Below are 12,583 nucleotides of genomic sequence, written 5' to 3'. Positions count from 1 at the left end.
TATTTTTAGAAATCCGCCTGTTCTTCTTCCACTTCATCACACAGCTTGCAGTTGAGCGTAAAGCCTATATATTTTTGCCGGCCGCTTTCTGTAAGCACCCAAGGCCGGTTTGTCAGCGGCGGATTGTGGCGCACATGCTGCCTATGCCCACATTTCAGGACGGCCGTCCAGTCACCAACCTCATCTTTCTGAAAGCCAATAATCGTTTGCTGCATTCTGGTTTCTATCTTGGTTCAAAAACATCACGTTCAGCATTATAAACCAGCCCAACGACACCATTTTCTGTTACGGTCACAGACTCTTCAAAAACCAATCGCCATTCAATCTCATCATCCATTAGCCATACGGTCACATCATGGGCACCGGGGGCAACAGGCCAAGACTCTATGCCATAAATGGAGCCTTCCCGACGCAGGCCCCGCGCTTCATAGCTCGTTTCAATCACGGCAGCACCATCTACCAGCAAACGCAAACGCACGGGAAAGCGTTCACCACCTAGCACCTGAGCAGGGTCAACGTTTTCTGGCAATTTATCCAAAATGTCAGCAGACAGTTCGCCAGAATTGGCGATTACTTGGCCACCGTGGTTAATAACCAGCCGAATTTGGCCAGAATCCTGCACTCCCGTAGACGTGAGCGGTGTTAGCCAAATGGCCCCCAGGAAGGTGAAGAATAATAGCAGCAGTCCGGCAAGACCATGACGCAGATGCGCCCAACGAGAGGACATGGCAACGGCCGTCCTACTCCCAATAACCGTGCCCGCCTGCTTGGCAGACGCTGCTGCCGTTTCATCCCCAATCATCTGCGCCCACAGCGAAAGCACCTGCTGACGGCTACCTGGAGCCAGCTCCCAAAAATGGACGTTTCCTTTGCGCAGGGTGCGTCGCCGCTGAAGGCGACGCGCGATCCAGCTGGGTCCTTCACGGTGCGAACAATCATGTGCCGGGCAGCTCACCACAATGGCACCTGCGCCGCCCGCTTCCATCGTCTCCGCCGCCCAATTGGGGTGAAGCATTCCCGTGCAAGGTACCACACAGGTAATTACCGGGCGAGGCTGCCCCTGGCTGTCTGGCCAACTGCCCACGTTGATGCGCGGCGGCTGCTTGGCCTGCAACAACGGAATCGCCCCGCCGACGGTTGCCGTTGCTTCGGCCACAGGCTGTGGCGCAGCCAATGGCGGCAATGTACCCAGAGCAGCGTGTCGCTCGCAAGCGTAAACCGCAATTGCGGGATCGCCTCCTGCTTGTGCAAGACTTAAATTACGCTGCAAATCTTGCCGGATCACTCTGGAATGCAGGCGATCCAATTCAATCGCTTTATCTGGGCAGGCGCCGACACAGATGCCACAACCCGTGCACAAATTGGACCGAACGACGGCGAGCAAATTGTACTCACTCTCATCGTTGCGCTCGACCATATCGATGGCCGTATACGGACACTCTTTGGCACAGGCGCTGCATCCCGTACAGTTTGCATCGATCACGATGGCGGGGCCATCATGCTGGCCGGGGCGTAGCCAGGGAATGGCCGTAATCAGCAAGAAGAGAAGTACGGCCGTTCCCCAAAACAACCCGTCTCCCATGCTGCCCGCCAACGGCAAAAAGCCCATGTACCACCAATCTAAAGGCACTTGCTGCATCAAAACGTCCATATTGGCCGGCAACGCCAGTTGCAGTGGCCGCCAGAGAGACAACACCACAAGTACAAAAAGGGAAGCAACCATGATCCAACGAGGTGCCCAATAGTTGGCTCGCGCCAGCCGCAGCAAATGAATAATAATGCCGATAATGAGCAAAATCGGCAGAAAAATGTGCAAAAACAGGACAATGACAAAGAGCGAGAAAGTAGCTGACTCGATTTGGCCACCATAAAATGTAAACGCAAACGGGCCTTGCAGTAGCTGAATAAAGTATTCTGTTAGCCATTGCGCAGGCTGATCCCAGATGAGCCAATAGCCCATCAGGCCAATGAGCCAAAATAGAACCACCAACACCCAGCCAGAGACCCACGCCAGCCAGCGGCTGCCCCAAAACCGATCGCTAAAAAATGTTTTGAGCGCGTGCAAAATCGAGACAACAATCAACCCGTCTGAAGCATAGCGATGGATGGTGCGCATGAGCGAGCCAAACCAAGTAGCCGAGATACCGACAACGCTCGGATAAGCGCGCTCGACGCCGGGGCGGTAAAAAATGGTGAGGTATATGCCGGTTACTGTCAGAACAATGAGCAGGAAAATCGCCAACGTACCTAAATGATAAAGTGGATTGTACGGCCGTATCCGTTCATTTACCGTACTAAACCGATTAATCAATCCCTCAAAGCGAGCCGTGACGCGTTCCATCGCTCGCAACCAGCGACGACGCGGATAAATTGAAGATTGTTTAGCCATGTGAAATTGCTTTCGTTGAGATATTTGGAACAGAGGGGCTTAGATCATCAGCAACCCCAGCAGATTCAATTTGCTGCGCGCCAATAGGGAATTTTCGTAGCCGGAAGGCATTGCCCGTCACCACAGCACTGCTCAGCACCATCAACAAAGCGGCCAGGGCAGGCTGCAAATGCCCCGTCATTGCCAGCCCCAACCCCACGATGTTGTAAATAAAGGCCCAAACCAGATTTTGCCGCACTATCTGCATCGTCCGACGAGAAAGTTTAAGCAGCCAGGGAACGGCCGTTAAATTCTGCTGAATCAAAATGGCGTCGGCAGCTTCCTGGGCAATATCAGTTCCCTGGCTCACGGCAATCCCCACCGAAGCTGCTGCCAAAGCTGGGCCATCATTGATGCCATCCCCCACCATAAGCGACCCAGCCCCAGCAGATTGTAGCTGAGCCACTTTTTCAGCGGGCGTCAGCGCAGCATGTACGGGCACGCCAAGCTGCGCTTGCCAACGCCGTCCAGCAATCGCATCATCGCCTGTTAGAACAGAAACCTGCATTCCCATCTCGGTTAAGGTTTGCAGGGTAACGGCCGTCTCTGGGCGCAATCGTTCTCCCAAGCCGATGACACCCTGCACGCAGCCAGCCCAGCCCGCATAAATCACCCGCAACCCTTGCAAATGATACCGTCGCACCACATCTGCCAACTGCGCCGATAGCGAAAGGTTCACAGCCTTCATTAAGCCATAGCTGCCAACCCAAGCAGGCAGATCATCTACCAGTGCCGTAACACCTTCACCCGGCAAGGCACGGAAATTTTCAATCCTAAGTGATCTGTTTTTGAGTGGAACGTCCGCAACGATAGCTTGAGCCACTGGATGTTCTGAATTGGCTTCAACGGCCGTTACCCAGGCCATAAACTGCGCTTCCGGTAGCTGTTCTGTGGCGATGGTCTGCACGCGCAACGGCCGTTGCGTGAGCGTCCCCGTCTTGTCCAGAAAGACCTGGTTCACCTGCGCCAACTGCTCCAGCACGCCCGTCTGGTGCAAGATGATGCCTAACTCCGTGGCCCGCCCCAAGCTGAGCCAGAGTGACAGCGGCGTGGCAATGCCCAAGGCACAGGGACAAGCAATCAGCAAAACAGACAGGGAATAAATGAGCGCCACTTCAAAGCCAGCCTGGTTCGACCAGTAAATAAAGGTGATTGTTGCCAGCAAAACGGCCGTTGGCGTCATCCAGGCCGCCACCCTGTCTGCCAATCGCTCCACGGGCGACCGCTGCCACAACGCCTGGTGCAGCAGATGGCCAATCTGCCCCATCATGGTGGATGTGCCAGTGGCGGAGGCAATCACCTCAAATGAGCCATCCAGGTTGATGGTGCCGGCCAACACCCGAGCCCCCCTGCGGCGACAAACCGCTTCTGGCTCGCCCGTCAGCAAACTTTCATCCACATCCCCCTGGCCCACGGCCACAATGCCATCTACCGGGAACCGTTCACCAGGGCGCACCAGCAGCCGGGCACCGGGCGGAACGGCATCCGCAGCAATCTGCTGTTCGCCATCCGCAGTAAGCCAGGTTGCCTGTGGCGGCATTCGCTGCCAAAGCTGTTCAACCGCCCGGCTGCTCACTTTATGCGCCCGCATCTCCAGCCATCGCCCAATGGCCACCAAAAAGAGCAACACAGCGGCCGTATCAAAATAGATGTCACCCTGACCCACCAAAAAGTTTCGCAGCGACAAGCCAAATGCTGAAAATGCCCCAACAGCAATGAGCGTATGCGTATTGGGCTGCCCCCGCAGCAAGCCAGCCAATCCCGCCCGCAAGATGGGCAGCCCTAAAATGAGGACCGTTGGCACGCTCATAAACAGAATCATGATTTCGAAGATGTGGACCAGCCATTCAGTCTCCACAGAAGCGCGGCCCGTCCACTGGCGAAAGTAAATCATGAAGCTCAACAGCATAATGTGCATGGTTAACACACCGCTGATCAGCAGCCGATTCCAATGCGCTTCTTCTTCATCCTTGGCTGACTTGCCCTCTGGCCAGGCGTTGTACCCCAGCTGCCGCACCCGCCGCATGATGCGCTTTTGCCTGACGCGCTCTGGATCGTAACAAACGCGCGCTTCGCGCTGCAAAAAGCTCACCTCGGCTTCAGCAACGCCAGGGGTGCGGCTGAGACGCTCCCGAATGAGCCAGGCACAAGAGGGGCACCACAAACCACCCAGCGAGAATACGGCCGTTTCCACCCCACCCCCCTCATTTACAAAGGAAGAACCAGTTACCTCATCAACAACTTCTGCCTCACGCAGCAAATTGCTCACCTCATGGCAAGATGGGCAGCAAAAAGTCCCCCCGCTCTTTCCCGCAATTGGGTGCCAAGCAGGCAAACCACACAAATCGCAGGCAACCACTTCACTTACCATAGCATCACGTTACCTACGTGAAGATGGCTCACCCAGCCCCACATTGCCAAGCCACGCAGGCTCATCTGTACCCCAAATAAAACCACCGCAATCGCCCCAATAACGCGCAATCGCGGCACGGCCGTTTGCCAATTCGGCCGTCTTGATAATAATCTTATCCCCCAGGTCAAAGGCCAGGTACCAACCCCAAAGAGTAACATCGTCGCCCCACCCAGAAGCGGCGAACCAGCCACGGCTGCCGCTAGTAAGGCAGCCAGCACCAGTCCGCAGGGCAACAAGCCCCAAGCCATGCCCAATCCAAAAGCGGTCAACGGCCCGGCCTGCACCGTTGACCGCCGGGGCTGAATCGTCAACCGACGCATCAGCCTACCCCACCGGTGCGTAATCTGAACCAGCAGCAGCTCTGGCGACGGCACGGTTCCCAACATCGCCAGAGCCATATAAAATGCAAGAACGGCCGTAAGCAAAGCCAAACCACCCTGCCAAATACCAAACCCAGACAAAACAGGTATTGCTCCGTGCGAACCATGCGCATCTGCCATCTCCATTTCAGGCATCAATCCCTGGCCAAGCCAGCCAGCAAACGAACCCAAAATAGCATAGCTAAACACACGGCCAAGCTGCACCAATGCCCAATGCCAGCCCTGGGTCACCCCGCGACGCGCCAACAGCACAGTTACCCCACCGCACATCGTGGCGCAATGACCTAAACTACCAGTTAATCCAAGCACAAAAGCGGCAATCATCTTTCACCAACGGAAGTGGGAGTGGAGGTAACTGGTAATTACCAATTCGCAATTACGCAGTTACCCAATTACCTTAACTAATCATCCAGGTACGACCCAGTAACCACCAGTTACTGAAGTAGTAGATGACGAAAAACATCAGGAAAGCAAAGACCAAAACCACAGTCCCCTTCGGCGCAATTTTGCCCGTAGCTTCTTGCCCATTGGCAGGAATTGCATCATCCACCAGCGGATTTTCCTGGCTCATCACCAGCGTCAGGCGGCGGGCTTCCTGTCGTTTACCTGTCAGGATGGAAACTAGAACAACTGTGATGTACATGATGCCGCCGACGATAGCAATAATCGCGCCAATGCCCATGATGCCGAGCATAAATTCGGCCGTACTGGGGATAAACGCCTTAAACGTTGACGAAGCAAAGGTAATGTCCCAATGACGGCGCGGCACACCCTGCAAGCCACTGGCAATCATGCCAATGGAAACCAGCAGCATCCCAAAGCCAAACACATAGGGCTGGCGAGATGCCCAGCTCTTTAACTTCAGTTCACGGCGGAAAATGAGCGGAATGAGGTAATAAGTAAGCCCCATGAAGGCCAGCGTGGTGCCTGAGACGACGGTTGCATGGAAATGACCCGGCAGCCGCATGGTATTGTGCGCCAGCATATTGACCTGCTCCGTGCCAATCGTCACGCCCGTAACGCCACCAATCCAACCAAACAACACCATGGAAATGACCAAAGCGGAGAAGCCCGGTTCTCGCCAGGGTGCTTTGCGTAGCCATTCAAACAGGCTCTTGGTATATCCTTTGCGCCGCTGGGCTGCTTCAACAGCTCCAGGAATGGAAAAAGCATGAATCAAGCTACCCAAAACGGCCAAATACATCGCGTAGGAGGTGTTCGTTACCTTCCAGATGAAGCTGTAACCAGGGTCGGTCAGCAAATGGTGAGCAGATCCCAAATTGATGAACAACACGTAAAGAATAAACGCCGCCCGCGACAGCTTTTCATTCAGCGGCACGGCACCAACGGTAATGGCTGCCAGTGCATACCAAATGGCCACCATCGCCGCCAGGTTAATTTGCTGCGCTGGATGGCCAAAGCCCCAAAACAGGTTGCGGTAGTAACCAGGATCTAATGCTGGAATCCAATCCAGCGACCATAGCAATGCTGGAACAAATGCCAACGCGCCAGCCAGCAATGTATAAACGGCAATGATGGCGGCAGCAATGAGTCCGTAAGTAACCAGTGGTGCCGAACCTTCATACCGCCGTTCTCGTTTAGCAGTCACAACCGTCGCAAAGAAGAGAATGACGGCAATTAATGCGCCGACAGCAAAAAGCACAATACCTAAATAAAAGAGGGGATGCGCTTTTAGCGGCACATAGGCGGTGAACATCACGTCTGCTTCGCCCAGCAACACCATGATGTTGGTTAAAACTGCGCCGCCTGCCATAAGAATGAAAGCGGCCCAGCCAACTTTGGGCATTACCAAACGGGCGTTGAGCATGACGGCACTGCCAAAGTAAAGGCCAGCAATCTCAAAAAAGACAATCCAGCAAACGAGCATATCAAAGCCGTGGGCTGTTAAGATGCGGTAGAACCAAACGGGATTCAGCAGGTGGATGGCTTGCCAGCGGGTAAGCGCCAGAAGTAAGGCAAATAAGCCACCAATTGCCAAAAAGACGACGGCCGCTACCGCATTGGCAATAATTAATTTTTCGGCTGCTAAATCAACTTTAAGGGCGGTAACAGGACAGGTGCGAAATTTTGTGTCATCCTGCGGTTGGGGAACTGCAATAGTCGCCATGATAATCTCCTCCTCTACTTCACGATGATTTTGCCGACCATCAGATGATGTCCGATGGCGCAAAATTCGTTGCAAATGATTGAAAATTCGCCGGTTTGGGTGGGGGTTAGCGTGGCAATGTAGTCATAGCCCGGCAAAATTTGCAAATTCAGATTAACCGGCTGCAAAGAAAATCCATGCTGCACATCTAACGAAGAGAGATGCAGCCGGTAAGTTTCGCCTTCTTCTAACTGTAAAACGGGATACCATTGCCACTGCCGAGCCAACAGGTAAACATCGCTGCCGGGCGGCGGCGCGACAACCGGGAGGCCGTTTTCGGTGCCAATCTCATATTGGGCAACCATTTCTTGAACTTTTTCTTCAAAGGCTTCTGGGGTGGTGCTTAAGGTTTCGGCGGGAACGTTTTGACGGCCGTAAAAATACCAAATCGGCATCATGGCGGTTAATAAAATACACCAGAAGAACGCCACAATGACCCAGCTTTTTTCATAGCGGTGGAGGGGTGTCCACCAGTTTCGCTCAGGGGCAAGCATAATTTTTCCTCCTTTGGAAAAGCGGTTAGTGGATAGGGGTTAGTGGCTGGTACGAGCCTCTAACAACCAGCAACCAATTTCTGATGTCACAAAAGTGATAGTGGGGCGTCAGCGGAACAGTTCCCAAAGACCCCAGGCGTTGTAGATTAATCCTGTAATGGCAATTGAAAGTGCCAGCAGCAAAAAGATTTTGTCAAACCAAATTTGCCCAGTGGGGATTTCTTCTTCTGGCTGCTCCTGAGGAAAATCTTGATTCTCTTCCATATCCTTTACCTCCAATTTGTGGGGACACAATTTGTAGGGCGCAAATTGTGAATGTTGAAGAATGATAAAGGATACGGCCGTCCGCTTCTTTGCATTTATGCAAACAGGGGTTATTTAGGAGAGATTGGAGATTAGAGGTTAGTGCTTTTTTAGCGGCGAAAACGACGGCGGCGGGTGCGAGGGGTGAAGGTGACGGACGTTTCCCTGGCATCATGTTTAGGTACGATGGGTAGGGGTTTGTCTGTTTCCATGCCGCTTTGGATGAGGCGGCGCAGTTCAGCATCGAGGCGAGTGTCTGTGTGGATGGGGATGTAATTGGCGAGGCGTTGGTTTACGGCCGTTTTCGCCCGTTCCGCCAAGGTAAGTGAGCCAGCTTTTTGCCAGCTTTCTCGATTTTGCCGATCAATCACGCCATCGGGCAAGTAGAGCGATTGTGGCCAATGCGCCAACGTGTGGTCTGCGGTAATGAGGTGCTGCTCTGCTAAAAGCTGGCGGGCTAAATCAATCGTCGGCAAATCCTGCTTTACCTTCATCTCTTGCACAAAATGGAGTGCCTGACCGCATAAATCATTATCCACCACCAGCTTTTCCAGGCTAAACACCAGCACATAGTCCAGCATCCCTGGCCCAGACACAGAGTTGATACCTGCTAACGCTGCCAGCAAAGCCCCAGCAAATGTTTCTGCCCCAGCCTGGGCATCTAAGAATTTACCATCGCTCAAGGCCATGTACGCTTGGGTGGGCAGATTGAGGTGCTTGGCAACGGCCGTATACGCCACGTCCAAATGCAAAGCCTCGATTGCAGCCATTGGCGAAGTGGCCGCTTTCATATGAAACGTAGCAGGCGCGCCGCCAAACAGCACCGGCGCGCCGGGCCGCACAATTTGGGCCATCGTCAATCCCGCCAGCACATCGGCCGTATGGAAAACCGCCGCCCCAACCGGTGTCACCGGGGCAATCAGCCCCATCAGCGTCACGGGTACAATCTCAATTGGGATGCCCCATTCAACGCAATCCAGCAGGTTTTGGCAGGAATCCTCGCTGTAGCGAAAGTTGCCCGTGGCCGTGATGGTGAAAATCGACAGCGGGCGGGCGATCAAATCGGTTCGATCTTGCCGGAAGAGGGTCATCATCTCCGCCATGCGCGGCACGCCATGTTCCGTAAATGCACCAGAAACCACCGGCTTGTGCGAGTTGGTCAGGCACAAATAGAGCCGCCACGCATCTGAAACGGCCGCTTCAATGTCATCATTGGTTGAAAAAGCAGTGGCCAGGTAAGCAATATGCTCAAGCCCGTCAGCCAGACGGACGTATTCTGTAAAATCGGCTGTGTTGGCCAAGCGCGTCTGCCCCGTGCGATGATCTAGCACGTGCAGACCGCTTGAGCCCGGCACAAAATGTACCTTATCGCCACCCAGCTCCGCATGGGGTAATCCCGCCCTGTCATACAAGGTAAATGAGGAAGGAGCAACCTCAATTGCCCACTCAACCACATCTGCCGAAAACAGCACGCGCTCTCCGGTGGGATCCAGCTTTAGGCCGTAATCCAGAAGTCGCTGGCGTAATGCCTGGCCGCGCACTTCGATACCAATCTCGCTTAAAATGCGCTTGGCTTCATCCAAAATCTGGGTGATCAGTTCAGGGGAAACAATATTCAAACTCGGGCGCATAAAACCTCTCCAGGACGCTTACTCAGCTTAAAGTGTGGCAAGTTTAGAGGGATTTCTGCCTTTGGTCGAAATAACGTGTGAAGGATGCTCGTTTCTGTGCAGGAACGGCCGTTTCCGCTACCATTACCGCATGAAAAATTTAAGCAGCGACGATTACGTTCAGGGCGTGTTGGCTGGCGACCGCGTTCTGCTGGCCCGCACCATTACGCTGGTAGAAAGCAACGCCCGACGTCATTTTGAATTAGCCCAACAAGTGCTGACGCAGCTGCTACCTCACACTGGAGGCTCCATCCGCGTGGGCATTACCGGGGTGCCGGGAGCTGGCAAATCTACCTTTATAGAAACCCTGGGTTTGAAGCTCACCCAATTAGGACATCGCATCGCAGTATTGGCTGTAGATCCCACCAGTTCGATCAGCAGAGGCTCCATTTTAGGGGACAAAACCCGCATGGAGATGTTGACGCGGGAGAAGAATGCGTTTGTGCGGCCGTCGCCCACAGGCGGCATGTTGGGCGGCGTGGCCCGTAAAACGCGGGAATCGATGCTGGTGTGCGAAGCGGCAGGTTACGACGTGATTTTGGTGGAAACGGTCGGCACGGGACAAAGCGAAATCACCGTGCGCTCGATGGTGGACTTTTTTTTGCTGCTGCTGGTGCCGGGGGCCGGGGATGAACTGCAAGGCATCAAAAAAGGCGTGGTGGAGATTGCCGACGCCATATTGATCAACAAGGCAGACGGCGAAAACAAGGTACGCGCCAAGGCTGCGCGGACTGAATACAATCGGGCGTTGCATTACCTCACCCCGGCTACCGAAGGCTGGCGACCCCGCGCCTACACCGGGTCTGCGCTTGACGGTACCGGCATCGACAAAATTTGGTCGGTGATTGAAACTTTCCAAGAAAAAATGACAGAGGCTGGCACTTTACAAGCGCGACGAGAGGCGCAAATGCAAGCGTGGCTGCATACGGTTATTGTGGAACAGCTCAAGCAAAACTTTTATGATCATTCGGCAGTACAGGCAGCTCTACCAGGGTTAGAAACGGCCGTTCGCCAAGGCACACTTCCCCCTACCGCCGCCGCTCTACAGCTGCTGCAAATCTACAAAACAACCCCCGAAAAGTAAAAAAGGCCAGACCATTAGCCTGACCTTTATCTTATATGCAATTGTGCTAATTAATCTAGCCCCAGCCGCGACCACCGCCAGAATTATCCCGGCGATTGCCGCCTCTGTTACCACCACCACGATAGCCACCGCCGCCGCGTCGGCCACCGCCACCACGATCTTCACGGGGTCGTGCTTCGTTTACACGCAAAGCACGGCCTTCAAAATCGTGTCCATCTAATGCTTCAATAGCTGCTTCTGCCTCAGCATCTGCCATCTCTACAAAACAAAAGCCACGAAAACGGCCTGTGTCCCGGTCATTAATCATTGCCAACGATTCCACAGTGCCAAACGGCGCAAACAGATCTTGTACTTCATCTTCTCTTGCCGAAAACGGCAAATTTCCTACATAAATTTTCTTGGACAAAGGTTTGTCTCCTATACTGTGCAAAAGCGGGGTAGTTATTTGAAATAAGCAAAGCAATTTCTCCCGCTTTTGCTTGTGTAAATCACAATGTAGCGACTCATTTTAGCAGAAATCCTCTTTGTGATTTACATATTTCCACTCTGTAACACAGGAACCTGGCACGCATGGATATTTGATATTGAAGCAAGATTATCCCCTGTTTATCAGCTTTGTCCAGCAGCTCGTCAAGCCCCATTTGCAGAAGATGCAAAATTCGCTTGCAAACCTGTTTTCTGGTAAAAGTGGTGGCATGAGCATTACAGATCTGAGCCTGCAACTCTACCGCAAAACAATCAAACGATTTCATTCGGCACACGTGGCGACGCATTGGCTAATGACCCACGGTGCGATCCCATTTTTAGAGAAAACGAGAAACTTCCGCACGATGCCGGATGATCCGTTTTGGTTTCGGCTGGAGTTACTCACCAATCGGCATGAAGTGGAAACCATTGCCTTGCTAGACCAGCTGGCTGCCCCTGGCCTGACGATGCTAGATATTGGAGCGCATGTGGGGTATTATTCACATCGCTACGCGAAAGTTTTAGGCGAAAATGGCCGTATCTTCGCCTTTGAACCGCATCCTCGCACCTTTGCCACCCTGCAACACAATGTGGAACACCTGCCGCAGGTAACGGCCGTTAACCTGGCCCTGGCGGAGCAAGAAGGAACGGCCGAGCTGCACGACTACCTGATGATGTCTGCCAGCGGCTCGCTGCATTATGATGAATCAATGGCAGCACTGCAAAAAGCCCAAACCCACGAAACAGATATCGCCCCCCGTATAGCACAACGGTTTGATGCCCAAACCTTCACCGTTCGTACCATGCCAGTAGATGATTTTTTGGCTGCACAAAAGGTAGAACAGGTTGATTTGGTAAAGATGGATATTGAAGGAGCAGAAATTGGTGCCTTGCGCGGCATGCAACGCACCATCGCCAACTCCCCCAACCTAAAGCTGGTAATGGAATACAACCCGCAAGCATTAACAGCCTTTGGGCACAATCCGGTTGCTGCGCTGCGAGAAGTCCAGTCGTTTGGCTTTGCACAGGTGGAAGCGATTGAGCAGGACGGCCGTTTAACCAACCTCACCCATCAGCCAGACCACCTACGCGCCTTAACCGAACAGCTCATGCAAAATATGGGCGTTATCAACCTGCTACTGCAAAAGTAATGCCCTCACGAGGCAAACCCCTGGAATA

11 protein-coding genes are annotated in these 12,583 nt (G+C 53.5%); 2 read left to right on the top strand and 9 right to left on the bottom strand.

Annotated elements, in window-relative coordinates:
- Positions 1–5: 5 nt before the first annotated feature.
- From ACOQPU_RS06805 to ACOQPU_RS06770, 8 genes are all read right to left on the bottom strand, one after another.
- A complete protein-coding gene (locus ACOQPU_RS06805) occupies positions 6–215 on the bottom strand; it encodes a DUF3565 domain-containing protein (protein WP_420644371.1) in 210 nt (69 codons plus the stop codon).
- An 8-nt stretch (positions 216–223) separates the two neighbouring features.
- Entirely contained in the window at positions 224–2,389 is a 2,166-nt protein-coding gene (locus ACOQPU_RS06800; protein WP_420644370.1) for a 4Fe-4S dicluster domain-containing protein, read from the bottom strand.
- The gene (locus ACOQPU_RS06795) at positions 2,382–4,799 is read right to left on the bottom strand and encodes a heavy metal translocating P-type ATPase (RefSeq protein ID WP_420644369.1); all 2,418 of its coding nucleotides are present in this window, start codon (positions 4,797–4,799) and stop codon (positions 2,382–2,384) included. Before ACOQPU_RS06795 ends, ACOQPU_RS06800 begins: the two co-directional genes overlap by 8 nt.
- Positions 4,793–5,545 (bottom strand): sulfite exporter TauE/SafE family protein, encoded by a 753-nt coding sequence (locus ACOQPU_RS06790; RefSeq protein ID WP_420644368.1) that lies wholly within the window; start codon positions 5,543–5,545, stop codon positions 4,793–4,795. The genes ACOQPU_RS06795 and ACOQPU_RS06790 overlap by 7 nt, the downstream gene beginning before the upstream one ends.
- A gap of 73 nt (positions 5,546–5,618) precedes the next feature.
- Complete coding sequence (locus ACOQPU_RS06785; protein ID WP_420644367.1) at positions 5,619–7,349, bottom strand: cbb3-type cytochrome c oxidase subunit I; 1,731 nt, start codon at positions 7,347–7,349, stop codon at positions 5,619–5,621.
- Between the two features lie 14 nt (positions 7,350–7,363).
- Positions 7,364–7,882 (bottom strand): cytochrome C oxidase subunit II, encoded by a 519-nt coding sequence (locus tag ACOQPU_RS06780; protein WP_420644366.1) that lies wholly within the window; start codon positions 7,880–7,882, stop codon positions 7,364–7,366.
- Between the two features lie 108 nt (positions 7,883–7,990).
- Positions 7,991–8,146: a hypothetical protein gene (locus ACOQPU_RS06775; protein ID WP_420644365.1), complete on the bottom strand. Its 156-nt coding sequence runs from the start codon at positions 8,144–8,146 to the stop codon at positions 7,991–7,993.
- 149 nt (positions 8,147–8,295) lie between these two features.
- On the bottom strand, positions 8,296–9,816 hold the full coding sequence (locus tag ACOQPU_RS06770) for a trimethylamine methyltransferase family protein (protein WP_420644364.1): 1,521 nt from the start codon (positions 9,814–9,816) through the stop codon (positions 8,296–8,298).
- A 130-nt stretch (positions 9,817–9,946) separates the two neighbouring features.
- On the opposite strand from ACOQPU_RS06770, the gene meaB reads away from it, so the two are divergent.
- Positions 9,947–10,939 (top strand): methylmalonyl Co-A mutase-associated GTPase MeaB, encoded by a 993-nt coding sequence (gene meaB / locus ACOQPU_RS06765; RefSeq protein ID WP_420645816.1) that lies wholly within the window; start codon positions 9,947–9,949, stop codon positions 10,937–10,939.
- Between the two features lie 55 nt (positions 10,940–10,994).
- On the opposite strand, the gene ACOQPU_RS06760 is transcribed toward meaB, so the two are convergent.
- Positions 10,995–11,345 (bottom strand): RNA recognition motif domain-containing protein, encoded by a 351-nt coding sequence (locus tag ACOQPU_RS06760; protein WP_420644363.1) that lies wholly within the window; start codon positions 11,343–11,345, stop codon positions 10,995–10,997.
- A gap of 178 nt (positions 11,346–11,523) precedes the next feature.
- Here ACOQPU_RS06760 and ACOQPU_RS06755 point away from each other — a divergent pair, with 178 nt between their 5' ends.
- Positions 11,524–12,555, top strand: a complete 1,032-nt coding sequence (locus ACOQPU_RS06755) for an FkbM family methyltransferase (protein ID WP_420644362.1) — start codon at positions 11,524–11,526, stop codon at positions 12,553–12,555.
- The last annotated feature ends 28 nt before the right edge of the window (positions 12,556–12,583 follow it).

This window comes from Candidatus Leptofilum sp., assembly GCF_965223285.1.
Lineage (GTDB): Bacteria > Chloroflexota > Anaerolineae > Promineifilales > Promineifilaceae > Leptofilum.
Note: the sequence above shows the minus strand (reverse complement) of the source record. Positions and strands in the feature narration are given on the sequence as shown.